General features: G+C 73.9%; 19 protein-coding genes and 2 pseudogenes. 11 read left to right on the top strand and 10 right to left on the bottom strand.

Going from position 1 to position 24,245, the window contains the following annotated elements; genetic code table 11:
- The first annotated feature begins 238 nt into the window (after positions 1-238).
- The 4 genes from ACWCRA_RS30950 to araD are packed head-to-tail and all read left to right on the top strand — an operon-like array spanning position 239 to position 5,026.
- The gene (locus ACWCRA_RS30950) at positions 239-1,183 is read left to right on the top strand and encodes a 5-dehydro-4-deoxyglucarate dehydratase (protein ID WP_451069140.1); all 945 of its coding nucleotides are present in this window, start codon (positions 239-241) and stop codon (positions 1,181-1,183) included.
- Complete coding sequence (locus ACWCRA_RS30945) at positions 1,180-2,361, top strand: hypothetical protein (RefSeq protein ID WP_351548965.1); 1,182 nt, start codon at positions 1,180-1,182, stop codon at positions 2,359-2,361. Before ACWCRA_RS30950 ends, ACWCRA_RS30945 begins: the two co-directional genes overlap by 4 nt.
- Before the next feature lie 29 nt (positions 2,362-2,390).
- Positions 2,391-3,305, top strand: coding sequence for a dihydrodipicolinate synthase family protein (locus tag ACWCRA_RS30940; protein WP_451069139.1), 915 nt, complete (start codon positions 2,391-2,393; stop codon positions 3,303-3,305).
- Positions 3,302-5,026 carry an L-arabinonate dehydratase gene (gene araD, locus ACWCRA_RS30935; RefSeq protein ID WP_351548959.1) on the top strand — a complete coding sequence of 575 codons (1,725 nt, stop codon included), beginning with the start codon at positions 3,302-3,304 and terminating at the stop codon, positions 5,024-5,026. Before ACWCRA_RS30940 ends, araD begins: the two co-directional genes overlap by 4 nt.
- 7 nt (positions 5,027-5,033) lie before the next feature.
- On the opposite strand, the gene ACWCRA_RS30930 is transcribed toward araD, so the two are convergent.
- Both ACWCRA_RS30930 and ACWCRA_RS30925 read right to left on the bottom strand, forming a co-directional pair.
- Positions 5,034-6,476 carry a peptidoglycan D,D-transpeptidase FtsI family protein gene (locus ACWCRA_RS30930; protein WP_351548956.1) on the bottom strand — a complete coding sequence of 481 codons (1,443 nt, stop codon included), beginning with the start codon at positions 6,474-6,476 and terminating at the stop codon, positions 5,034-5,036.
- A gap of 84 nt (positions 6,477-6,560) precedes the next feature.
- On the bottom strand, positions 6,561-7,331 hold the full coding sequence (locus ACWCRA_RS30925; RefSeq protein ID WP_351548953.1) for an IclR family transcriptional regulator: 771 nt from the start codon (positions 7,329-7,331) through the stop codon (positions 6,561-6,563).
- Between the two features lie 140 nt (positions 7,332-7,471).
- Between ACWCRA_RS30925 and ACWCRA_RS30920 the strand changes: the two genes are divergently transcribed.
- The 4 genes from ACWCRA_RS30920 to ACWCRA_RS30905 all read left to right on the top strand — a co-directional run bounded on the left by ACWCRA_RS30920 (position 7,472) and on the right by ACWCRA_RS30905 (position 12,285).
- Positions 7,472-9,004, top strand: coding sequence for an aldehyde dehydrogenase (NADP(+)) (locus tag ACWCRA_RS30920; protein WP_351548950.1), 1,533 nt, complete (start codon positions 7,472-7,474; stop codon positions 9,002-9,004).
- 4 nt (positions 9,005-9,008) lie between these two features.
- On the top strand, positions 9,009-9,626 hold the full coding sequence (locus ACWCRA_RS30915; RefSeq protein WP_451069138.1) for a DUF1349 domain-containing protein: 618 nt from the start codon (positions 9,009-9,011) through the stop codon (positions 9,624-9,626).
- 214 nt (positions 9,627-9,840) lie between these two features.
- The gene (locus ACWCRA_RS30910; RefSeq protein WP_351548944.1) at positions 9,841-10,545 is read left to right on the top strand and encodes a DsbA family oxidoreductase; all 705 of its coding nucleotides are present in this window, start codon (positions 9,841-9,843) and stop codon (positions 10,543-10,545) included.
- 693 nt (positions 10,546-11,238) lie between these two features.
- The gene (locus tag ACWCRA_RS30905; protein WP_351553219.1) at positions 11,239-12,285 is read left to right on the top strand and encodes an aminotransferase class V-fold PLP-dependent enzyme; all 1,047 of its coding nucleotides are present in this window, start codon (positions 11,239-11,241) and stop codon (positions 12,283-12,285) included.
- A 41-nt stretch (positions 12,286-12,326) separates the two neighbouring features.
- Here ACWCRA_RS30905 and ACWCRA_RS30900 read toward each other — a convergent pair whose 3' ends face one another.
- Complete coding sequence (locus tag ACWCRA_RS30900; protein WP_451069137.1) at positions 12,327-12,950, bottom strand: MarR family winged helix-turn-helix transcriptional regulator; 624 nt, start codon at positions 12,948-12,950, stop codon at positions 12,327-12,329.
- Positions 12,951-13,102: 152 nt separating this feature from the next.
- On the opposite strand from ACWCRA_RS30900, the gene ACWCRA_RS30895 reads away from it, so the two are divergent.
- Positions 13,103-14,179: an alkene reductase gene (locus tag ACWCRA_RS30895; RefSeq protein ID WP_351553225.1), complete on the top strand. Its 1,077-nt coding sequence runs from the start codon at positions 13,103-13,105 to the stop codon at positions 14,177-14,179.
- Between the two features lie 94 nt (positions 14,180-14,273).
- On the opposite strand, the gene thpD is transcribed toward ACWCRA_RS30895, so the two are convergent.
- From thpD to ACWCRA_RS30870, 5 genes are all read right to left on the bottom strand, one after another.
- Positions 14,274-15,167, bottom strand: a complete 894-nt coding sequence (thpD, locus tag ACWCRA_RS30890) for an ectoine hydroxylase (protein ID WP_351553228.1) — start codon at positions 15,165-15,167, stop codon at positions 14,274-14,276.
- A gap of 2 nt (positions 15,168-15,169) precedes the next feature.
- A complete protein-coding gene (locus ACWCRA_RS30885; RefSeq protein ID WP_351553231.1) occupies positions 15,170-15,568 on the bottom strand; it encodes an ectoine synthase in 399 nt (132 codons plus the stop codon).
- A gap of 103 nt (positions 15,569-15,671) precedes the next feature.
- Positions 15,672-16,940 carry a diaminobutyrate--2-oxoglutarate transaminase gene (ectB, locus tag ACWCRA_RS30880; RefSeq protein WP_351553234.1) on the bottom strand — a complete coding sequence of 423 codons (1,269 nt, stop codon included), beginning with the start codon at positions 16,938-16,940 and terminating at the stop codon, positions 15,672-15,674.
- A 24-nt stretch (positions 16,941-16,964) separates the two neighbouring features.
- Positions 16,965-17,525 carry a diaminobutyrate acetyltransferase gene (gene ectA / locus ACWCRA_RS30875; protein WP_351553237.1) on the bottom strand — a complete coding sequence of 187 codons (561 nt, stop codon included), beginning with the start codon at positions 17,523-17,525 and terminating at the stop codon, positions 16,965-16,967.
- 398 nt (positions 17,526-17,923) lie between these two features.
- Positions 17,924-19,024 carry a pyridoxal-phosphate-dependent aminotransferase family protein gene (locus ACWCRA_RS30870; protein WP_351553240.1) on the bottom strand — a complete coding sequence of 367 codons (1,101 nt, stop codon included), beginning with the start codon at positions 19,022-19,024 and terminating at the stop codon, positions 17,924-17,926.
- Between the two features lie 172 nt (positions 19,025-19,196).
- On the opposite strand from ACWCRA_RS30870, the gene ACWCRA_RS30865 reads away from it, so the two are divergent.
- Both ACWCRA_RS30865 and ACWCRA_RS30860 read left to right on the top strand, forming a co-directional pair.
- Positions 19,197-20,291 carry an amidohydrolase family protein gene (locus ACWCRA_RS30865; protein ID WP_351553243.1) on the top strand — a complete coding sequence of 365 codons (1,095 nt, stop codon included), beginning with the start codon at positions 19,197-19,199 and terminating at the stop codon, positions 20,289-20,291.
- 296 nt (positions 20,292-20,587) lie between these two features.
- Positions 20,588-21,478, top strand: coding sequence for an SCO1860 family LAETG-anchored protein (locus tag ACWCRA_RS30860; protein WP_451069136.1), 891 nt, complete (start codon positions 20,588-20,590; stop codon positions 21,476-21,478).
- Between the two features lie 580 nt (positions 21,479-22,058).
- Here ACWCRA_RS30860 and cobC read toward each other — a convergent pair.
- Positions 22,059-23,129: pseudogene (cobC, locus tag ACWCRA_RS30855) on the bottom strand (Rv2231c family pyridoxal phosphate-dependent protein CobC); the annotation flags it as partial.
- Positions 23,130-23,291: 162 nt separating this feature from the next.
- A pseudogene (locus ACWCRA_RS30850) lies at positions 23,292-24,230 on the bottom strand (cobalamin biosynthesis protein); the annotation flags it as partial.
- Positions 24,231-24,245 lie beyond the last annotated feature (15 nt).

The following is a 24,245-nucleotide window of genomic DNA, read 5'->3' as shown; positions in this document are numbered from 1 at the left end:
ATGAGTCTCCTTGGGATGCTCAGGTCCATGGATGTTGTTCACATCCATGGACACGCTAGGGAGTGGTCCCGACACCGTCAAGTGTGGCGCGGCGGACCGGAATCCGTCTCTCGCTTGCGGCTTTCCGTCTTGACCGCCCCCGGGGGGCTGCCTTAGCGTGACGGCGTTCAGGGACATGGACATCGATCAGATCGGTGCACGAGTCGCCGCCGGCTCGGCGCACGGCCAGGGAGCGCCCGTGACCACAGCCCCGCTCGCCGAACGCCTCACCCGGGTCCCCGGCCCGCTGTTCTTCCCCGTCACCGCCTACGGCCCGGACGGCTCACTCGACCTCGGCGTCTACCGCGACCACGTCAGACGCGGCATCGAGGCCGGCGCCGCCGCCGTCTTCCCCTGCTGCGGCACCGGCGAGTTCCACGCCCTCGCCCCGGACGAGTTCCGCCGGTGCACCGAGACCGCCGTGTCCGCCGCCCGGGGCGAGGTCCCGGTGATCGCGGGCACCGGCTACGGCACCGCCCTCGCCGTCCAGTACGCCCGGCTCGCCGAGGCGGCCGGCGCCGACGGGCTGCTCGCCCTGCCCCCGTATCTCGTCCACGCCGACCAGGCCGGTCTGCTGCGCCACTACACCCGGCTGGCCGCCTCCACCTCGCTGGAACTCATCGTCTACCAGCGCGACAACGCCGTCTTCACCCCCGGCACCGTCGCCGGGCTCGCCCGGACCGGCAATATCGCCGGCCTCAAGGACGGCCACGGCGACCTCGATCTGATGCGGCGCGTCGTCAGCGCCGTCCGCCGCGACGCCCCCGGACGGGACTTCCTCTACTTCAACGGGCTGCCCACCGCGGAGCTGACCGGCCTCGCCTACCGGGGCATCGGCATCACCCTCTACTCCTCCGCCGTCTTCGCCTTCGCGCCCGATCTGGCCCTCGCCTTCCACCGCGCGCTCACCGGCCACGACGACAGGACCGCCAACCGGCTCATCGATTGCTTCTTCGCGCCGTTCGTCGCCCTGCGCAACGAGGGGCGCGGCTTCGCCGTCTCGCTCGTCAAGGCCGGCGTACGGCTCACCGGGCTCCCCGTGGGCCCCGTGCGGCCACCGCTGAGCGATCCGTCGGCGGCCCAGGTCGAGACCCTCGCGGCCCTGCTCGACCAGGGGCGCGCGCTGCTGGCGGAGGCCGGGTGAAGGCCGCGGTCTTCCTCTACCCGTGGGATGTCGTCGGCGATCCGGACGCGCCCGCCCGGATCGCCGCGCTCGGCGCCGGGCAGGTCACCCTCGCCGCCGCCTACCACTCCACCCGGGCGCTGACCCCGCGCCACCCCCGGCACCGGATCGTCACCGCCGAGTACGCCTCGGTGCTCTACGAACCGGACGAGCGGCGCTGGGCCGGGCGCGAGCTGCGGCCCGCCCCGGCGGGCGACTGGGCCCCCGGGGACGCCTTCGGCCGGGCCGCCGCGGCCCTGACCGGCGCCGGACTCGACGTCCACACCTGGGTGGTGCTGGCCCACAACTCCCGCCTCGGCGCCGAGCACCCCCAGGTCTGCACCGTCAACGCCTACGGCGACCGCTACCCCTGGGCGCCCTGCATCGCCCGGCCCGATGTCCGCGCCCTGCTCACCGAACTCGCCGTCGAGGCCGCCGTCCGGCCCGGCGCGCGCGGCTGCGAGCTGGAGTCCTGCGGCTGGTACGGCCTCGCGCATCTGCACGCCCACGACAAGACCGCCGGAGTCCCCCTCGGGGACGCGGCCCAGTACCTGATGTCCCTCTGCTTCTGCGCCGCCTGCCAGGAGGGCTGCGCCCGCCACGGACTGGACCCCGACCGGCTGGCCGCCGCCGTGCGCACCGCGCTGGAGCCGGTCTGGGCGGGGTGCGCGCCGCCCGGCGCCGGGATCGAGCAGCTCCTCGGCGCGGAGCTGACCGCGGGCACCCTCGACTACCGGACCCGTACCGCCCGCACCCTCCAGGAGGACATCGTCGCGGCGGTCCGCGCCGCCGCCCCGGCGGGCTTCCGGGTACTGCTGCACGCCGACCCGGTGGCGTACCACTGCGGGGCGAACGCCGGCGTCGACCCGGCGCACATCCTGTCGGTGGCCGACGGGGTGGTGGTCCCCTGCACGGGCGGCCCCCAGCTGCTGAAGCCCTTCGCCGCCCGCCGCGCCGAGGGCTCCGTGCTGGCGGCCAACCTCACCGTGGTGAGCGGGCTCGGCGGCAGCCCGCTCACCCTGGAGGCGGACGCCCGCCGGGCCGCCGCCCTGGGCGCGGGCGAACTCCGGCTCTACCACGCCGGGCTGGCGTCGGACGAGGACCTCGCGGCGGTCGCCCGCGGCCTCACCCGGCTGCGCCACCCGGGCCCCGGCCCCTGACGGCGGCACCCCCCGACGGAGGACAGCAGATGACGGACACCCGGCTCACCGACCCCGTGCGCGCCGCGCTCGCCGATGTGGTGGCGATCCCCGTGACCCCCTTCGCCGAGGACGGCACCGTCGACGAGAAGGCCCACCGGCTGCTGCTGCGGCGCCTCGTCGGCCACGGTGTCACCACCCTCACCCCCAACGGCAACACCGGTGAGTTCTACGCGCTCACCCCCGACGAGCGGCGCCGCGCCGTCGAGGTGACCGTCGAGGAGGCCGGCTCCGGCGCCACCGTCGTCGCCGGGGTCGGCCATGAGCTGCCCGCCGCCGTCGCCGCCGCCCGCCACGCGGCGGCGGCGGGCGCCCGGCTGGTCATGGTCCACCAGCCGGTCAACCCCTATGTCTCCGACGGCGGCTGGGTCGACTACCACCGGGGGATCGCCGACGCCGTGCCGGAGCTGGGGGTCGTCCCGTACATCCGCGCTCCCCGGCTCACCGGCGCCGCCCTCGCCGAACTGGGCCGGCGCTGCCCCAATGTCGTCGGGGTGAAGTACGCCGTCCCCGACGCCGCCGCCTTCGCCGCCTTCGCCCGGGACGCCGGACTCGGCCGCTTCGTCTGGGTCGCCGGGCTCGCCGAGCTGTACACCCCCTCCTACTGGGCGGGCGGCGCCACCGGCTTCACCTCCGGGCTCGTCAATGTCGCCCCCCGGCTCTCCCTGGAGCTGCGCGACGCCCTGCGCGCGGGCGCGTACCGCGAGGCCATGGCCGTCTGGGAGCGGGTGCGGCCCTTCGAGGAGCTGCGCGCCGAGGAGGGTTCGGCGAACAACGTCAGCGTCGTCAAGGAGGCCCTCGCCGCGCTGGGCCTCTGCCGCCGGGACGTCCGCCCGCCCGCCCGGACACTCCCGGCCGGCCGGCGGGCCGAGGTCGCCGCCCTGGTGCGGGGCTGGGACGCGTGACCGGCCCCGGGGGCCCCGCCCTCCGCAGCCACCAGTGGTACGGCGCCGAGGGCCTGCGCTCCTTCAGCCACCGCGCCCGCACCCGGCAGCTCGGCTACCTTCCCGAGGAGCACCTCGGCAAGCCCGTCATCGCGGTGCTCAACACCTGGTCCGACATCAACCCCTGCCATGTCCACCTCCGGGAGCGCGCCCGGGCCGTGAAGCGCGGGGTCTGGCAGGCGGGCGGCTTCCCGCTGGAGTTCCCGGTGGCCACCCTCTCCGAGACCTTCCAGAAGCCCACCCCGATGCTCTACCGCAATCTGCTCTCCCTGGAGACCGAGGAGCTGCTGCGCTCCTACCCCGTCGACGGCGCGGTGCTGATGGGCGGCTGCGACAAGTCCACCCCGGCCCTGCTGATGGGCGCGGCCAGCGCCGGTCTGCCCGCCGTCTTCGTCCCGGCGGGCCCGATGCTGCCGGGCCACTGGCGCGACGAGATCCTCGGCTCCGGCACCGACATGTGGAAGTACTGGGACGACCGGCGGGCCGGGCTCATCGGCGACGCCGAGCTGGCCGAGCTGGAGAACGGCCTCGCCCGCTCGCCCGGCACCTGTATGACGATGGGCACCGCCGCCACCCTCATGGCCGCCGCCGAGGTCCTCGGCGTCACCGTCCCCGGCGCCTCCTCCATCCCCGCCGTCGACTCCGCGCACGAGCGGATGGCCGCCGCGTCCGGCCGGCTGATCGTCGGTCTCGTCCACCGGGACCTGCGGCCCCGTGCCGTCCTCACCCGGGAGGCGTACGAGGACGCCGTGGCCACCGTCCTCGCGCTCGGCGGCTCCACCAACGCCGTGATCCATCTGATCGCGATGGCCGGACGCTCCGGGGTCCGCCTCACCCTCGACGACTTCGACCGGATCGCCCGTACGGTCCCGGTGCTGGCCGACGTCCGCCCCGGTGGCCGCTATCTGATGGAGGACTTCCACTTCGCGGGCGGGCTGCCCGGACTTCTCACCCGGCTCCTCGACGTGCTCCATCTGGACCGGCCCACCGTCGCCCACGCCACCCTGCGCGAGCAGCTCGCGGGCGCGCGCGTCCACAACCCCCGGGTGATCAGGGAGCGGGACGACCCGCTGGCCGCCGAGGGGGGAGTGGCGGTGCTGCGCGGCAACCTCTGCCCGGACGGAGCGGTGATCAAGCACATCGCGGCCGAGCCCCGGCTGCTGCGGCACACCGGGCCCGCCGTGGTCTTCCCCGACTACCGCACCCTCCAGCGCACCCTGAACGACCCCGCGCTCGGCATCACCCCCGACCATGTGCTGGTCCTCCAGAACGCGGGCCCCCTGGGCGGCCCCGGCATGCCCGAGTACGGCATGCTGCCGCTGCCCGACCACCTGCTGCGGGCGGGGGTACGGGACATGGTGCGGATCTCCGACGCCCGGATGAGCGGCACCAGCTACGGCGCGTGCGTGCTGCACATCGCCCCCGAGTCCCATGTCGGCGGCCCTCTCGCGCTGGTCCGCAGCGGTGACCCCGTCACGCTCGACGTGCCCGCGCGCACCCTGCGCCTGGAGGTCCCCGACCCGGAGCTGGCCCGCCGCCGCGCGGCCTGGACACCCCCGCCCGAACGGTTCCAGCGGGGGTACGGCGCGCTCTACGCCGAGCACATCACCCAGGCCGACACCGGCTGCGACTTCGGCTTCCTCGCCCGGGAGGGCCGCACCCCCGATCCGTACGCCGGGTAGCGCCGGCTCACTTCAGCGCCGCGGCCATCATCTTCTGCGCGACGGGCGCGGCCAGGCCGTTGCCGCTGACCTCGGAGCGCGGACCGCCCGCGTCCTCGATGATCACCGCCACCGCGACCTGCCGGTCACCGGTCTCGCCGTAGGAGGTGAACCAGGCGTACGGCGTCTCGCTGTTGTTCTCGCCGTGCTGGGCCGTGCCCGTCTTGCCGCCGACCTCGGCGCCCGCGACCCGGGCGTTGGAGGCGGTGCCGTCCTCCACGACGGTGACCATGGCGCTGCGCAGCTGCTCGGCCGTCTCGGCGGAGACGATCCGCCTCGGGTCGCCGCCGTCGTACGCGTCCAGCGTGTTCCCGTCGCCGTCGACCACCTCGGAGACCATGTGCGGCTCCTTCAGCTCCCCGCCGTTGGCTATCGCGGCGGAGACCATCGCCATCTGGAGCGGGGTCGCGGTCACCTCGAACTGCCCGATGCCCGTCAGGGCCGTCTGGGCCTGGTCCATCCCGGTCGGATAGATGCTCTCGTGCGCGCGGACCGGGACGTCCAGCTCCTTCTCGTTGAAGCCGAACCGCTCCGCCGTGGCGCGCACCGCGTCCTGCCCCAGATCGGCGGCGATCTGGGCGAAGACGTTGTTGCAGGAGTACCGCAGGGCCGTCCGGAGCGAGGCGTTCTCGCAGGGAGCGCCGGCGATGTCATTGGGCAGCTCCCGGACGGTGCCCGGCAGGGTGTACGGCATGGGGCTGTCGGTCGGTTCGTCCACCGAGCCGTGGAGACCCTCCTCCAGCGCCGCGGCGGCGACCACCAGCTTGAAGGTCGAGCCGGGCGGCAGCGGCTGCCGCAGCGCCCGGTTCACCAGCGGCTTGTCCTCGTCCGCGAGGAGCTTTCGCCACTCCTCGCCGTCCGAGGCGCCGGCGATGGTGGACGGGTCGTACGACGGGGTGCTCACCATCGCGAGGATCTCCCCGCTCTCCGGGTCGATCGCCACCGCCGCGCCCTTGGTGTCGCCCAGCGCGCGGTACCCCGCCTTCTGCACGGCGGGGTCGATGGTGGTCAGCACATCGCCCGGCTCCTGCCGCTTGTTCGTGAGCGCGTCCGCCGGGTTCTTCAGCCGGCTGTCGGAGCCGTCCAGCACGTCGCCGTGGATCCCCTCCAGCTGGGTCGCGCCGTACGCCTGCGAGCTGTATCCCGTCACCGGCGCGTACAGCCCGCCGTGGGGGTAGTCGCGCTGGTACGCGAAGGTGTCGCCGGAGCTCTTCACCGAACCGGTCACCGGGGCTCCGGCCACGATGACATCGCCCTGCGGCTGCGCGTACCGGGCGATGGTCGGGCGCGGGTTCCTGTCGTTCTCCGCGAGTGCGTCGGCCTTGTACGCCTGGAGCCAGGTGGCCCTGACCAGCAGGGCGAGCACCAGGAGAAGACTGAAGACGGCGGAGTGTCTGATCGTCCTGTTCATCCCACCGATAGACGAACGGCCCCCGCCCGGCCGTTCCCGGTCCGGCCGCTTCTCAGGAATTCCTCATATGTCCGGGCGTACGGGTCACAGCCGCCGGGTCGCCAGCGTCAGCCGGTCCCGCGCGTCGAACAGGGCGTCCTTGATCAGCTGCTCATGGGCCGGGGTGAGCCGCGCCACCGGCACCGAGCAGCTGATCGCGTCCCGCGCCGGGGTCCGGTAGGGGATCGCGATGCCGAAGCAGCGCAGCCCGAGGGTGTTCTCCTCGCGGTCCACGGCATAGCCCTGCTCCCGGATGACCCGCAGCTCCCGGATGAGCTTCTCGCGGTCCGTGAGAGTGTGCTCGGTCAGCGCGGCCAGCGCCGGCGGGAGCATCGACCGCACCTGCTCGTCGCTGTGGGTCGCGAGGAGCGCCTTCCCCAGCGAGGTGGAGTGCGCGGGCAGCCGGCGGCCGACGCGGGTGAAGGGGCGCAGATAGTGCTGCGACTGGCGGGTGGCCAGATACACCACATTGGTGCCGTCGAGCCGGGCCAGGTGAATGGTCTCCGTGGTGTCGTCGGAGAGCCGGTCCAGGGTGGGGCGGGCCGCCGCCACCACCTCGTCCCCGTCGATGTAGGACGTGCCGACCAGCAGGGCGCGCACCCCGATGCCGTACCGCGTGCCGGTCGCGTCCGTCTCCACCCAGCCCAGCTCGACCAGGGTCCGCAACAGCATGTACAGGCTCGACTTGGGATAGCCGACGGCCTCCTGGACCGCGGCGAGCGAGTGCATGCCGGGGCGCCCGGCGAAGAACTCCAGCAACTCCACCGTCCGCACAGCGGACTTGACCTGTGCTCCACCGGAATCGGCCGTCGGCATCGCTGTATCGCTCCTTCTTGACCGTGCGGAACGCGCGGAAATAGAGTCCCCTTACCATTCAGCACCGGGAACGCTGTTCACACTACCGAACAACTGCTGGTGGGGGGCGTTCTGGTGCGGAAATCCGGAAGGAAGCCGCGGTGACAGCAGCACCAGTCTGGAGCGTCGACCCCCGAACCGGGAACCCGCGGGAGCGGGTCGCGTCCGAGTCGGGCGCGGCCGAGGTGGACCGCGCGGTGACCGCCGCCCACGGCACCCGCGCCGCACTCGCCGACCGGTCCGCCCGCGCCCGGCTGCTGCGGGCCGCCGCCGCGGCGCTGGACGGCGCCGCGGGGCCCGTCGTCGGGGCCGCCGACGCCGAGACCGCGCTCGGCCCCACCCGGCTGGGCGGGGAGCTGGCCCGCACCACCGCGCAGCTGCGGGCCTTCGCCGACGCCGTGGACGAGGGCGCCTTCCTCGACATCCGCGTCGACCACGCCGACGCCACGACGACCCCGCCCCGGCCCGATCTGCGCCGCTACAAGATCCCCCTCGGGGCCGTCGCCGTCTACGCCGCGAGCAACTTCCCGCTCGCCTTCTCCGTCCCCGGCGGCGACACCGCGAGCGCCCTCGCCGCCGGGTGCCCCGTCGTCGTCAAGGCCCACCCCGGCCACCCCGCCACCGCCGAACTCTGCGCCGCGCTGCTCCGCGGGGCCGCCCGGGACAGCGGACTGCCCGAGGACGTCCTCACCCTGGTCCACGGCTTCGACGCGGGCGTCCGGCTGATCGGCCACCCACTGATCGCGGCCGCCGGATTCACCGGCTCCGTGCGGGGCGGGCGGGCGCTGCACGACGCCGCCGCGGCCCGTCCCGTACCCATCCCCTTCCACGGCGAACTCGGCTCGCTCAACCCCGTCGTGATCACGCCGGGCGCCGCCGCCGAACAGGCCGACCGGCTCGGGGCCGGGCTCGCGGCCTCGATGACCCTGGGGGAGGGGCAGTTCTGCACCAAGCCCGGCCTGGTGCTCGCCCCGGCCGGCGAGGCGGGCGACCGGCTGCTGACCGCCCTGGCCGCCGCCCTCGGCGACACCGCCCCCGGGGTGATGCTCGACCACCGGATGCGCACCGCCTTCCTCGACGGGGTGCGGGAACGTGCGGCGCTCCCCGGGGTGGAGGCCCCGCCGCTCCCCGGACCCGGCGGCGACCACACCGTCCGCGCCGGGCACCTCCGCGTACCGGCCCGGCTGCTGGCCGCCGCCGGGCCGCACGATCTGCTCCTCGAAGAGTGCTTCGGCCCGGTGACCGTCGTCGCCCGCTACGACTCCGACGAGGAGATCGCCGCCGTCCTGTCCCGGCTGCCGGGCAGCCTCACGGCCACCCTCCACCTCACCGAGGCGGAGTACGGCGGGCGGGGGGCCGACCTGGTCCGGCTGCTCACCCCGCTCGCCGGGCGGGTCCTCATCGGCGGCTGGCCCACCGGGGTCGCCGTCGCGCACGCCCAGCACCACGGCGGGCCCTACCCGGCCACCACCTCCACCGGGACCTCGGTCGGGATCACCGCCGTGGAGCGCTGGCTGCGGCCGGTCACCTACCAGACCACCCCCGGACCCCTGCTCCCGCCGGAGCTGCGCGAGGACAATCCGCTCGGTCTGCCCCGGCGGGTGGACGGGCGCCCGGAGAGCGCGGGAGGCTGAGCCGGTGACCGACCCGACGCGCCTGCCCGAACTCCCCTTCCCGCTGCGCGCCCACGGTCCCGACGGAGGCTGGGCGTACGCGGACGGGACCCTGACCGGCCGGGCCGGCCCCCGCCAGGACCTCTTCGTCCCGCCGACGGGCACCGCGCTCGACCCCGCCTCCGACGCCCCCCGGCTGCTCGGCGTCCCCGCGGGCGACTTCCAGCTCATCGCCCGGGTCGCCGTGGACTTCCGCGCGGCCTTCGACGCCGGGGCGCTCCATGTGCGGACCGGGGAGCGGGAGTGGGCCAAGCTCTGTCTTGAGCGCTCCCCGGAGCGCCCCACCATCTGCACGGTGGTGACGCGCGGGCACTCCGACGACGCGAACGCGTACGAGGTGCCGGGCGACGGCACCGCCTGGCTCCGGGTCAGCCGCACCGGGCGGGCCTTCGCCTTCCACGCCTCGGCGGACGGCGTCCGCTGGACCCTCGCACGGCTCTTCGCCCTCGGCACCGAGGAGGAGGCGCGGGCGGCGCGGGTCGGCTTTCTGGCGCAGTCGCCTGCGGGCGAGGGGTGCGAGGTGGCCTTCGACCGGGTGGAGTACCGGGCGGCGGCCCCCTCGGGCCTGCGGGACGGCTCCTGAGCGCTCGCGGCGGGCCCGCGCGGAGCCGGCGCCCTCCCGTACGCCCCTGCCGCGCATCCCTGCCGCGCATCCTCGTCGTACATTCCCGTCGCACATTCCCGGCCGTACGGGCGGAATCCGCCGGGCGCCGTGCGCGTTGTGCCTGGGGTGGCGGCCTCGCCCGCCCTCCCCCGTAACCGGCCCCCGGCCCCGCACGAATTCTGGAGAGAACAGCATGCGCGTGGAAATATGGTCCGATATCGCCTGCCCCTGGTGCTATATCGGAAAGGCGCGCTTCGAGAAGGGCCTCGCGGACTTCGCCCACCGCGACCGGGTCGAGGTCGTCCACCGCTCCTTCGAGCTGGACCCCGCCCGGGCCAAGGGCGACACCGGGTCCGTCGTGGACATGCTGGCGCGGAAGTACGGGCGCACCCGCGAGGAGGCCCTCGCGATGGAGGAGCACGTCGCCTCCAACGCCCGCGCCGAGGGGCTGGGCTACCGCACCGAGGGCCGCGACCACGGCTCCACCTTCGACATCCACCGGCTGCTCCACCTCGCCCGCGCCCGGGGCCTCCAGAACGAACTCCTCGACCGCGCCTACCGGGCCAACTTCGCCGAGGAGCGCTCGGTCTACGACCCCGAGACCCTGGCCGCACTCGCCGTCGAGGCCGGACTGGACCCGGCCGAGGCGCGGGCGGTCCTCGCCGACGAGAGCGCCTATGCCGACGAGGTCCGCGCCGACGAGCGGGAGGCGGCGGAGCTGGGCGCGACCGGGGTGCCGTTCTTCGTCTTCGACGGCCGCTACGGAGTCTCCGGCGGCCAGCCGGCTGAGCTGTTCACCAAGGCCCTGGAGCAGGCCTGGCAGAACCACACCCCCACCCCGGCGCCCCCCGCCGGCACCTGCGCCCCCGAAGGCTCGTGCGAGGCGCCGCCACGGTAGGGCCTTCCGGCCGGGATCGGGCTGGGCCGGCGTGCCCTGCACGGCACCTGGCCGCGTTGTCGTTCCTCGCGGAGGGGTCCCTGTGCGCCGGCGGGGTGCGGGTGGTTTCCCTGTCCTGTGCCGTGGTGGGCGCGGATGGTTTCCCCAGGCTGTGCGCCGGCGGGTACGGGAGGTTCCCTCGCCCTGTGCCGTGGTGGGCGCGGGAGGTTTCCCCAGGCTGTGCGCCGGCGGGTACGGGAGGTTCCCTCGCCCTGTGCCGTGGTGGGCGCGGGAGGTTCCTCCACGCTGTGGCCTGGCGTGTACGGGCGGTTTCCCTGCCCTGTGCACCGGCGGGCATGAAAGATACCCCCCCACCCCTGTGCCCGGGCGCCGCAGTGGCGCAATCGTCCGCCTCGCGGCGCCCTGCACCGGACCCCGCTCGCTGAGCCGGCCCGATCCGGACCGATGGCTCCCCGGCGCTCCCCTCCGGCCCACCGGGCACGCTCCGGTGCGGGGGCCCCGGGGCCGCCCGGGCCCCCGGGTCTTCCGGGCCCCCGGGCCCCCGGGCCGCCCCCGGTCGGGCCTCCCGGCCGCGGGGCCGAAAGGCCCCCGCGCACCCACCCCGGCAGGGGCCTCATCAGGGACGACGCTGCGACTTCGAACACTCGGCGGCGCCCCGTTGACCGGCGCACCGGCACACCCCAGGGTGGAACCATGGAGAGCCTGGGCGGTGCCGAGTTCGCACTGGAGACGACCTATCTCAACACCTCTCTCTGCGGACTGCTGCCCGCCCGCGCCGTCGCCGCCATGGCGGAACTGACCCGGGAGTCCGGCACCGGGAACCCGGCCGGCGCGGGGGACTACGCCTCCGTGGCCGCCGCCCGGCGCGCCTTCGCCCGGCTCGCCGGGGTCGGCGCGGACCGGGTCGCCATCGGCGGCTCGGTCGCGGTCCACTGCGCCCTGATCGCCGCCTCGCTGCCCGCCGGAGCGGAGATCCTCTTCCCGGAGGCGGACTTCGCCTCGCTGATCACCCCGTTCGCCGTCCGCCCCGGCCTCAGACCGCGCTATGTCCCGCTGGAGCGCCTCGCGGACTCGGTGCGCCCCACCACCGCCCTGGTGGCGTTCTCGTCCGTGCAGTCCGCCGACGGCAGGACCGCCGATCTGCGGGCCGTCCGGGAGGCGGCGGCGGCCCACGGCGCCCGGACGCTGGTCGACGCCAGCCAGTCGGCGGGCTGGCTGCCGCTGAACGCCGGCGAGTGGGACTTCACCGTCACCGGCGGCAGCAAGTTCCTGCTCTGTCCGCGCGGGGTCTCCTTCCTCACGGTCACCGAGGAGGCCCAGCCGTCCCTGACGGCCGTCAACGCCTCCGCCTTCGCCGCAGACGAGCGGTGGGGCAAGCTCTACGGCCCGGCCGACCGGCTGGCCGCCTCCGCCCGCCGCTTCGACGACCCGCCGTCGTTCCTGCTCTACCTCGGCGCCGAACACGCGCTGGCGCTGCTGGAGGAGATCGGTGTGGCGGCGATCGGGGCCCACGCCACCGGACTCGCCCGCGCCTTCCGCGAGGGCCTGGCCGCGCTCGGCCACACCCCCGTCCCCGGGGACTCCGCGATCGTCGCCGTGCCGGGCCTCGGGGGCCGGGCGGCGGAGCTGGCGCGGGCCGGGGTGATCGTCTCGGAGCGCGCGGGAAATCTACGGGCGGCCTTCCACCTCTACAACACCCCGGCGGACGCGGACCGGGCGCTGAACGCCCTGGCCCGGTGAGCGCCGCCACCGGGGCCCCGGGCGCCGGGCGCCCGGGGGCCTTACTCCCCGGGGCACTCCGCCGCGTGGTGGCAGAGGTTCCCCTCCACCTTCCCCAGCAGCCGGATCAGCTCCGTGCGCTCGTCCTCCGCCAGCCCCGTCAGGGTCTGCTCCTCCAGCTGGGACCAGGCCCGCTCCACCGCGGAGCGGAGCGCGCAGCTCTCCGCCGTCGCCTCCACCAGGACCGCGCGGCGGTCGGCGGGATCGGGGGTGCGGCGCACATGCCCGGCGTGCTCCAGCCGCTGGAGCATCTTCGTGACGGTGGACGGGTCCAGCTCCACGGCCCTGATCAGCTCCGACTGGCGCACCGGTCCGGCGTCCCAGAGGTGCATCATCAGGAACTCCTGCCCCGGATAGAGCCCCAGCCCTCTGAGCACCCTCGCCGCCGCCATCCGGTGCAGCCGGGCGACCCGGGAGACGGCGTGGCCGGCCGGCCCGCCCAGGCACACATCCGGCGCCGGCAGCGGCAGGGGCTCCGTACACCCGGCGCCGGCGGCACCCTCCGTACCCCCCGCGCGCTCCGTACCCCCCGCGCGCTCGTGCGCGGGAGGGGCCGCGCACAGCGGGTCGGCCGGGCCGGTCATCCAGGCGGGAACCACCGAACCGGCTGTGACCTCGGACTTCATCGAGCCTCCTCGGGTGGACTGTCCTGGGGACAGTCTCCCTCCATCCTCGTGGAACTCTCTGCCGAGATTTTACCTTGGCCGACCAAGTAAATGCGCTACAGTTGCCCCCGGCGTTAGTTACTTGGCCGACCACATAGTTTCCTGGAGACCTCATGCCCACCGCTTTCGACCCGATCGAACTCGCCGGCGGCCCCCTCGCGAGCCGTATCGCCATGGCCCCGATGACCCGCAGCCGCGCCTTCGGGCCCGGGCTCAGCCCCACGGACTCGACGGTGGAGTACTACGCCCAGCGGGCGAGCGCGGGCCTGATCGTCACCGAGGGCATCCAGCCCTCCGTCACCGGCCAGGGCTACCCCGACACCCCGGGGCTGCACAGTGACGAGCAGGTCGCCGCCTGGCGCAAGGTCACCGACGCCGTGCACGCCAAGGGCGGCACGATCTTCGCCCAGCTCATGCACGCCGGGCGGATCGGCCACCCGGCGATCTTCCCCGACGAGCGTCTCAGCGTGGCGCCCTCCGCCGTCGCCCCGGCCGGGCAGATCTACACCCCCGAGGGGCTCAAGGACTTCGAGAAGCCGCACGCGCTGACGGCCGAGGAGATCCCGGTCGTCGTCGAGGAGTTCGTCCAGGCCGCCCGCAACGCCGTGGCGGCCGGCTTCGACGGAGTGGAGCTGCACGGCGCCAACGGCTATCTGATCCAGCAGTTCTTCGCCGCCAACTCCAACCTGCGGACCGACGAGTGGGGCGGCCCGCCCGCCAACCGCATCCGCTTCGCCGTCCAGGTCGCCCGGGCGGTGTCCGAGGCCATCGGCGCCGAGCGCACCGCGATGCGGCTCTCGCCCCTCAACCCCTACAACGACATCGCCGAGACCGACGCGCACGAGGTCTACCCGGCGCTGGCCCGCGAGCTGAACCCGCTGCGCCTGGCCTATCTGCACATCACCGAGGCCGCCGAGGGCTCGCGCGACGTGACACTCGCGGTGCGCGAGCACTACCAGGGCACCCTGGTCCTCAACCCGCTGACCGAGGGCCCCACCGACCACCGCGCGCTGCCGCTGATCGAGGACGGCATCGCCGACATCCTCGCCTTCGGCTCGCTCTTCCTGGCCAACCCGGACCTCCCGGTGCGGCTGCGGACGGCCGGCCCGTACAACACCCCCGACTCGGCGACCTTCTTCGGCGGCGACGACAAGGGCTACACCGACTACCCGGAGCTGAGCCGGGTCTGAGCCCCTTCACGGGCACAGGGGGAGGGGGAGGCCGGTCCGCGGGGGGTACGGACCGGCCTCCCCCTCTGTCGGCGCCCGCCCGGGCCCGCCCGGGTCAGCGCACCGGGGTGAAGTCCCGGGCGCCGATGAACTCCGGCCGGGGCACCGGCGCGGCGAACGGCCGCACCGCCGCGTTCTCCACGCTGTTGAACACGATGAACACATTGCTCCGGGCGTACGGCGTGATGTTGTCGCCGGACCCGTGCATGCAGTTGCAGTCGAACCAGGTCGCCGAACCGGCCCGGCCGGTGAAGAGCCGGATGCCGTGCTGGTCCGCGAGCCGGGTCAGCGCGGCGTCCGACGGGGTGCCCGCGTCCTGCATCTGGAGCGACTTCTTGTAGTTGTCCTGGGGCGTCTCACCCGCGCACCCCAGGAACGTCCGGTGCGAACCGGGCATGATCATCAGCCCGCCGTTGGTGTCCCGGTTCTCGGTGAGCGCGATGGAGACCGAGACGGTCCGCATGTTCGGCAGCCCGTCCTCGGCGTGCCAGGTCTCGAAGTCCGAGTGCCAGTAGAACCCCGAGGCGCCGAAGCCCGGCTTCACATTGATCCGCGACTGGTGGACGTACACATCCGAGCCCAGGATCTGCCGGGCGCGCCCCACCACCCGCTCGTCGCGCACCAGGGCGGCGAAGACCGGGCTGAGCTTGTGCACCTCGAAGACCGAGCGCACATCCTGCGACTTCGGCTCGATGATCGAGCGTTCGTCGGCCCGTACGGAGGGGTCGGCGATCAGCCGGTCCAGCTCGGCGCGGTAGAGCGCCACCTCGTCGTCCGCGATCAGATCCTCGACGGCGAGGAAGCCGTCGCGTTCGTACTCCCGCAGCGCGGTCCCGGTGATGGGCCCCGGCGCGCCGGGCGCCGACCAGACGACCGGGTCCTGGCGGGGGGTGACCACCTCGCCCGCGCCGCGGGTGGGGTAGAGGTCGGTGCGTACGGTGGTGGTCATGATCAGCCCTCCTCGGTCAGCAGCGGATAGACGCCGTTCTCGTCGTGGTCCTCCCGCCCGGTGACCGGGGGGTTGAAGACACAGACACAGCGGAAGTCGGTCTTGGGCCGGAGCGTGTGGCGCTCGTGGCCGTCCAGCAGATACATCGTGCCGGGCGAGATCCAGTGGGTCTCGCCGGTCTCGTCGTCGGTGAGTTCGGCCTCGCCCTCCACGCAGAGGACGGCCTCGACGTGGTTCGCGTACCACATCGACGTCTCGGTCCCCGCGTAGAGCACGGTCTCGTGGAGCGAGAAGCCGACCTTCTCCTTGGCGAGCACGATCCGCTTGCTCTCCCAGGTGCCGGACGCGGATCGCACATGGCGCTCGGTGTTCTCGATGTCCTTCAACGAACGGACGATCACGGTGGGGTTCAGCCTTTCTCTGGTGCTGTTCTCGCTGCGGTGGCCGGAGCCGTGGCCGGAGCCGTGGCCGGGTGCGGAGCCGGGTACGGGATGGATCAGGCGGTCAGGCCGTTTCCCGGACCGAGCGGGCGAGGATGCGCAGCCCCTCGTCCAGCTCGTCGGGCGAGATGGTCAGCGCGGGCAGCAGCTTGACCACCTCGCTCTGCGGCCCCGAGGTCTCCAGCAGCAGCCCCAGCTCGAAGGCGCGGGCGCAGATCCTCGACGCGCGGGCGGGGTCCTCGAACTCCAGCCCCCACACCAGGCCGCGGCCCCGGAAACTCACCCCGGAGCCGGGGTGCTCGGCGGCGATCGACAGCAGCGTCTGCTCCACCTGCTCGCCCCGGGCGAGGGTCTGCTTCTCCATCTGCCCGTCGGCCCAGTAGGTGTTCAGGGCCGCCGCGGCGGTGACGAACGCGGGGTTGTTGCCGCGGAAGGTGCCGTTGTGCTCGCCCGGCTCCCACAGGTCCAGCTCCGGCTTGAAGAGGCAGAGCGACATCGGCATGCCGTAGCCGCTGATGGACTTCGACAGGGTGACGATGTCCGGGGTGATCCCGGCCTCCTCGAAGGAGAAGAACCCTCCGGTCCGGCCGCAGCCCATCTGGATGTCGTCGACGATCAGCAGCATGTCCTGGCGCTCGCAGAGCGACTGGAGCGCCCGCAGCCACTCGGCGCGGGCGACATTGATGCCGCCCTCGCCCTGCACGGTCTCCACGATCACGGCGGCGGGCTTGTTGAGCCCGGAGCCCTGGTCCTCCAGGAGCCGCTCGAACCAGAGGAAGTCGGGCACCTGGCCGTCGAAGTAGTTGTCGAACGGCATCGGGGTGCCGTGCACCAGCGGTATGCCGGCCCCGGCGCGCTTGAAGGCGTTCCCGGTGACGGCGAGCGAGCCCAGCGACATCCCGTGGAAGGCGTTGGTGAAGGAGACGACCGACTCGCGGCCCTTCACCTTGCGGGCGAGCTTGAGCGCCGCCTCGACCGCGTTGGTGCCGGTCGGGCCGGGGAACATCACCTTGTAGGGCAGATCGCGCGGTCGCAGGACGATGTTCTGGAAGGACTCCAGAAAGGCCCGTTTCGCGGTGGTGGCCATGTCCAGGCCGTGGGTGATGCCGTCGCGCTCGATGTAGTCGATCAGGGCGCGTTTCAGCACCGGGTTGTTGTGGCCGTAGTTGAGTGATCCGGCTCCGGCGAAGAAGTCGAGATAGGTGTGGCCGTCTTCGTCGTGGAGGTGGCTGCCCTGCGCGCGGTCGAAGACCGCGGGCCAGCCGCGGCAGTAGCTCCGTACCTCCGACTCCAGGGTCTCGAAGACGCTCAGGGCGGGCGGGGTGATGGTCACAGCGAAGCTCCAGGTGGGGGTGGGTCAGGCGGAGACGGGGCCGATGCGGTACAGGACCTCGGGCTGGTGGGCGGCGGGCCGGCCGTCCTCGGCGGGGTCCTCGGGGAAGAGGGAGCCGTCGAAGAGGACTTCGCGCTCCAGCCGGGCGCCGTGCCTCCCGGCGTACGAGGTGAAGAGCCGGTCGGACGCGGTGTTGTCCGGCGTGACGGTCGTCTCCACCTCCCGTACGCCGAGGCCGGCGGCGGCCCTGGCGGTCAGCGCGTCGAGCAGCACCCCCGCGAGGCCCTGGCCGCGGTGCGTGTCGTCGACGGCGATCTGCCAGACGACGAGCGTCTGCGGGCGGCCGGGCCGGAGGTATCCGGTGACGAAGGCGACCGGCTCACCGCCGGGGTCCCGGGCCACCAGGGAGGTGGCCGCGAAGTCGCGACACCACAGCAGATAGCTGTACGAGGAGTTGAGGTCCAGGACCCGGGAGTCGCGGGCAATGCGCCAGATCGCGGCTCCGTCCTCCACTCGTGGGGTGTCGATGGTCGTGAATTCGCTCGGGTTGTCGGCTCGTACAAGGTCTTCTTGTGCGGCGGTCATGCTTAAGCAATTTACCCAGCGGGATCAGAAAATGCATGGTGGTCAGGGGTTGGGTGGAGCGGCTCTCTGTGTTATCGCGCGAGCGCGCGCACTGCCTCTTGTAGCCGGTTGTAGCCGGATTTTTAGTGGCATTTGTCCGGTAAATAAGCGACTAAACGGACGTGTTGTGGGGTCTGTCACAGATCCATAACGCCTGTACCGAGCGTGTTCGAACCCTGATGGAATCCTGGTGTTTAAGAATGCGGAACGGGGGCATAAGAGTTGGTACAAGAAATACGGGAAGCTGCCAGAAAAGACAGCTTCCCGTATTGGTGAATTCCTTGGGCGTTAATTGTGCGGAAGAGCCCGGCGCGTTCGGGACGGAAAGTCCCCGGGCCGGCCGGCCCGGCCGGGGGGCCTCAGGCCCAGACCTCGGAGACCGCGCGCCCCGCCGCCTCCAGGTCGACCCGGACCCCCGACTCCGCGAGCGCGCCGCCCAGCGCCGCCAGCGAGGAGCGCACCGCGCCGCGCGTGGCGTCCGTCCCGTAGTGATTGACCCGGATCATCTCCTTGGCCAGCGCCCCGCCGCCCGCGATCAGCGGCAGCGAGGGATCGGCCGCCAGCGCCCGCGCGACCAGCGCGGAGGCGTCCGTCCCGGCCGGCGCCCGCAGCGTGGTGGCCACCGGAGCCGCGTCCCGGGCCTCGCGCACATACGGCTCCAGACCGCCGCCGAGCGCCGTGGCACCCGCGCGGGTGGCCGCGGCGGCGGCCCGGTGCCGCGCCGTCACCGCCTCGATCCCCTCCGCCTCGATCCGCTCCACACACGCCTCCAGCGCCAGCATCTCCAGCTGCGCCGGCGCGTGCAGCAGCGCCTTGCGGCCCCCGTCGATCCACCGCTCCTTCCAGTCCAGCAGCGAGAGGTACGAGCGCCTGGGCGCGGCCGGGTTCGCCGCGAACCGCTCCCAGGCGCGGGCGCTCACCGAGACCGCGGAGACCCCCGCGGGACCGCCCATCGCCTTCTGCGCGCCGATCACGCACAGATCCACCCCCCAGGCGTCCGGCAGCAGCGGTTCGGCGGCCACCGAGGCCACCGCGTCCAGCATGAAGAGGGCGCCGTGCCGCCGGACGACCTCACCGATCTCGGCGACCGGGTTGGTGTTGCCCGTCGCCGCCTCCGCGTGGACCAGCGAGACGAAGTCGATCTCCGGGTGGGCGGCCAGCGCCCGTTCGATCCCCTCCGCGGTCACCGCCGTGTGGAACGGCACCTCCAGATCGACCACCGCGGCCCCGCAGTCGCGCAGCCAGTTGCCGAAGGTCTGGCCGTACGGCCCGGTGACCACGTTCAGCGCGGTCGAGCCGGGCCGGGCCCCGGCACGGATGCAGCCCTCCAGCGGAAGCAGCGCCTCCCCCTGGGTGATCACCACATCCTGCTCGGTGTCGAGCAGCGCGGCGACCCGCCGTTCGATGCCGGCGAAGTGCGCGGCGGTCAGCGGGGGCAGGTCCAGCAGCGGATGCGTCACGGTGTTGCCTTCTTCGGAATTCTTCGGGACGGGAACGGGCGTGCGCGGCCCGGCCTGCCGGACCGCTCGGTCGAGCCTACCCACGCGCCCGTCCGGGGGTGCTCCCCGCGTCGGCCCGGGGGCCCGTACGGGCCCCTGCCGGGCCGGGCCCCCGTCCTCGTACAGTGCCGGTATGAGCGATCACGTGGTGCTGCGGGTGAAGGGGCGGGTGCTCGTCGGCCCGCGGGACGTGCGCGACGAACTGTGGGTGGTCGGCGGGCGGATCACCTTCACACGGCCGTCGGGACCCGCCGACGACGTGGTCACCGTGACCGGCTGGGCGCTGCCCGGCCTGGTCGACGCGCACTGCCATGTCGGGCTCGACCGGCACGGCCCGGTGGACGACGCGACCAGCGAGAAGCAGGCGCTCACCGACCGCGACGCGGGGGCGCTGCTGCTCCGTGACGCCGGGTCGCCGTCCGACACCCGCTGGATCGACGACCGCGAGGATCTGCCCAGGATCATCAGGGCGGGCCGCCATATCGCCCGCACCCGCCGCTACATCCGCGACTACGCCCATGAGATCGAGCCGGAGGACCTGGTCTCCCATGTCGCCCGCGAGGCGCGCCGGGGCGACGGCTGGGTGAAGCTCGTCGGCGACTGGATCGACCGGGAGGCCGGCGACCTGACCGCCTGCTGGCCGCGCGGGCCGGTCGAGGCGGCCATCGCCGAGGCGCACCGGCTCGGCGCCCGGGTCACCGCGCACTGCTTCGCGGAGGACTCGCTCAGGGATCTGGTGGAAGCGGGGATCGACTGCGTCGAGCACGCCACCGGACTGACGGACGAGACCATTCCGCTCTTCGCCGAGCGGGGGGTGGCGATTGTGCCGACGCTGGTCAACATCGCGACCTTCCCGGCGCTGGCGCTCGGCGGCGAGGCCAAGTTCCCCGTCTGGTCCGCGCATATGCGGCGGCTGTACGAGCGCCGGTACGACACGGTCCGCTCGGCGTACGACGCGGGCGTCCCGGTCTTCGTCGGTACCGACGCGGGCGGTTCGCTCGCCCACGGCCTGGTCGCCGCGGAGGTCGCCGAACTGGTCAAGGCCGGAATCCCGCCGCTCGAAGCCCTGTCGGCGGCCTCCTGGGGAGCGAGGGCCTGGCTGGGCCGCCCGGCGCTGGAGGAGGGGGCGCCCGCCGATCTGGTGGTGTATGACGCGGACCCGCGCGCCGATGCGGGGGTGCTGGCGGCGCCCCGCCGGGTGATCCTGAACGGGCGGGTCGTCGGCTGAGCGGGCGCGGGGTTGACGGGCCGTGACCACGGGGCTCCCGGGTCGTTGATCCACTTCCCGGCCGGGGGAGTGCGGGGTCTGACGGAGGGGCCGGGGACGGGTGGCGGGGAACACCCGTGCCTCAGGAGCCCCGGAAATCGAATAGAGACCCGGAAACCTCACTTTGGAGTGAACTGACCCCAGGTGTCTGCCGGTTCACTCTCCGTGCGTAAAGATTCCTGTGTCTCAGCCGCCACCGCCCGCAGTCCCTGCGGATGGTGTGGCGGCGCCATGTCTCCTGTGGGGGTTCCACCACCGTGAACAGCAACACCTTCCGCATGCCCGCCCGCCGCTGCGCCGCCGTCACGGCCTCACTCGCGCTGGTCGCCTTACCCGTGGCGCTGGCGGGCCCGGCGCACGCCACCGGGGGCGGTGCCGAGGGCACGGCGCGTGCGGTCGTCCTGCGGACCGGGCTCGATGTCGCCCTGAGCGACAAGACCGTCCGGCTGCCGCTGGCGGCCTCGCTCAACGCGGTGAAGGCGCCCGGCTCCGCCGACAGCACCACGCTGAGCGTCAGGCTCGACGGAGTCGACCAGGGCAGGCCCTTCCAGGTGCTGCGCGCGGATGTGGCGACCGCGAGGGCCACGGCCGACAAGAAGCGGGCGGAGGGGTACGCGAACCTGGCGCGCGCCCGGGTGCGTGTGCCGGGGCTGCCCCTGCTCTCGCTGGTGGAGGTGGAGAAGGCCACCTCCAGGGCGGTGTGCGAGGCCGGGAGCCGGCCGGTCGCGGAGTCGCGGGTGCTCGGCGCGGTGAAGGTGCTGGGGAAGAAGGTCACGCTGTCGACGGGCGGGCGGACCCAGGTCACCGTGCCCGGTGTGGGGGAGGTGACCCTGGATCTCGCCCACACGCGGACCACGTCGCGCACGGCGGCGGCGACCGCGCTGGAGCTGAAGGTGGGGCTGAATCCGCTGAACCTGAATGTGGCGGAGGTGGAGGGGACGGTCACGCTGGTGCAGGCGGTGTGCGAGTCGCCCGTGGTGGCGGTGTCGGACCCGCGCCCCCAGGGGAGCAGTGAGCCCACGGAGAACCTGGCGGAGACCGGGGGCAGTTCCTCCACGGGGTACCTCGCGGTGGGGGCGGCGGTGCTTCTCGCGGCGGGTGGTGGGGCTCTCGCCTTCACCCGCTCCCGCTCCCGCACCCGCGGCTGACTCTCCGCCCCCGCGGGCGCCCCCGCCCTCGCTTGGCACTGGGACGCAAGCTCCAGCCTTGCCGGCGTTTGTGGCGCGGGGGTTGCTCTCGCTTGGTGCTGGGGTGCAAGCTCCAGCCTTGCCGGCGTTTGAGGCGCGGGGGTTCGGGGGCTGGTCCCCGACCCGGGCCCGCACTGTGCGGGTTGCCTGTGGTGCGGGGTCCGTCCTCGAACGCCGGACGGGCTGGCATATCCAGCCTTGCCGGCGTTTGTGGCGCGGGGGTTCGGGGGCTGGTCCCCGACCCGGGCCCGCACGGTGCGGGTTGCCTGTGGTGCGGGGTCCGTCCTCGAACGCCGGACGGGCTGGCATATCCAGCCTCGCCGGCGTTTGAGGCGCGGGGGTTCGGGGGCTGGTCCCCGACCCGGGCCCGCACTGTGCGGGTTGCCTGTGGTGCGGGGAGCCGCGCTCACGCGACGGACGGGCTGGGTTTGCCCGGGTTGCCCGGGGCCCGGGGCATCGAGGCGGGCTCGGGTGGGCCGGGGGCGCAGGGGGCCGCTTCACCGGGCGGGCCCGGTGGAGCGGCGCCCCCGCCGGGAGGCGGCTACTCGCCGACCATCGACAGCGCCTGATCCAGCGCCTGCAGAAACCGGTTCGTCGTCACCCGATCCCGCACCGCCACCCGCAACCACCCCTCCCCCAACCCCGGAAACGTATCCCCCCGCCGCACCGCGAACCCCAGGCACCGCAGCCGCTCCCGCACCTCCGCCCCGCGCCGCACATGCGCCAGCACAAAGCACGCCTCGGCCGCCGCCACCACCCGCACCTCGTCGAACTCCGCCAGCCCCGCCAGCAGATGAGCCCGCTCCACCGCGATCTTCCGGGCGGCCCGGTCCGCCTCCTTCAGCGCCGCCGGGCCCATGCACATCTCGGCCGCCGCCAGCGCGGGCGTGGACACCGGCCAGAGCGGCTGCGCCCGCTCCAGCACCCCGATGATCTCCGGCGCGGCCAGGACGTACCCGATCCGCAGCCCCGCCAGGCCCCAGGTCTTGGTGAGGCTGCGCAGCACCACCAGGCCCGGCACATCCGTCCGGCCGGCGAGCGTCTCGGTCTCGTCCGGCACGGCGTCCATGAACGCCTCGTCCACCACCAGCACCCGCCCGGGCCGGGCCAGCGCGGCGATATCGGCCGCCGGGTGCAGCACGGACGTGGGGTTGGTCGGATTCCCGATCATCACCAGGTCCGCCTCCTCCGGCACCGCCGAGGGATCGAGCCGGAAGCCGTCCTCCTCCCGCAGCAGCAGCCGCTCCACCGTGTGGCCCGCGTCCCGCAGCGCCGCCTCGGGCTCCGTGAACTGCGGGTGCACCACGAGCGGGCGCCGCACCGGCAGGGCGCGGGCCAGCAGCACGAACGCCTCCGCCACCCCCGCCGTCAGCAGGACGCGTTCGGGCGCGAGCCCGTGCCGGTCCGCGACGGCGGCCCGGGCGGCCCGCCCGTCGGGATAGGCCGCCAGCGACGCCAGCGACCCGGCGACGCACTCCCGCAGCCACTGCGGCGGAGTGCCCGCCCGGACATTGACCGCGAGATCGACCAGCCCCGCCCCGTTGTCCCGTATCTCCGCGTCGCCGTGGTGGCGCAGGTCGTGTGAGCCGTCAGTGTGCATGTGCGTGGCTGCCGTGGTGGGGGAGTGCGGCCGTACGGTCCGGACCGAAGGGCCCGGCGACGGATCTGGGGATCGGGGGTGTGGGTGGGGCGGTCACGCGGACTCCTCGGTGTGGGGGGTGGTGGTACGGAGGGGGTGCGGCGCTCCCGCCGCTTCCCCCGCTGCCGCGCGGGGTCATGGCTGCCACCGGAGGCCGCACGGGCTCACCATGCGGCCCGCGATGGCGCGGGTGGCCGTGTTGCCGACCGTCACGACGGTCATCATGTCCACCGTCGACGGTTCCACTCCGGCCAGTGTCGTCACACGGCTTGATTCATCCGGTCGAGACGTGTTCCGGACGATTCCCGCCGGTGTCGCGGCCCCCCGGTACGCCCCGAGAAGCGCCAGCGCCGCACGGAGCCGCCGCTCCCGCTCCGCCCCGCCGCCCGCCGCCGCCCGGCCGTGGCGCAGGGTGACCACCGCGTCCGACGCCGCCGCCGCCCGCACCCGGCTCTCGACGGCACTCCACGGACTCCCCGGGTCCGCGAGCCCGATCACGGCCTCCTCGCCGGAGGGCCGCGCCGTACCGTCCTCCCGTACCCAGGGCCCCGCGCCGCGCAGCCCGTCCACCTCATCCGGACTCCAGCCGGCGCCGGGTGCGGAGGCGGCGCCGGGCGGGAACACCATGACCCCGCCGCGCACCGGAATCCGCGCCACCGCGCAGGTCACCCGCGCGGGCCGCCCCCGGGGGTCCGACTTCCGCTTGGGCACCAGCAGCTCCCCGCCGTCCGCGAGCGCCGCCGCCTCCGCGACCGACGCCGTCCCCAGCGCCCGGAGCGGCGCGGCGGACGGATGGGGCACGGCGACCTCCGCGAGCCGCCCGGCGGTACGGGAGACCAGCGGCACCCCCAGCAGCTCGGCCGCTCCCCTGATCCCCGGTTCCGCCGCCTTCGCCTCCACCGTCGCCAGCGCCGCGACACTGAGCGCCGAGAGGCCCGCGTCCCGCAGGCTCCCCGTGATCAGGGCGACGACCTCGTCCAGCGGCGCCCCGGAGGACGCGCCGACCCCGACGACCAGCGACGGGGGCCGCAGCACCGCGCCCCGGTGACCGGGACCGGCCGGCCCGTCGGTGACCGGCACCACGGCCGT

The sequence above is a fragment of the Streptomyces sp. NPDC001889 genome (assembly GCF_053594535.1).
This window is presented reverse-complemented; position numbering and strand designations above follow the sequence as displayed.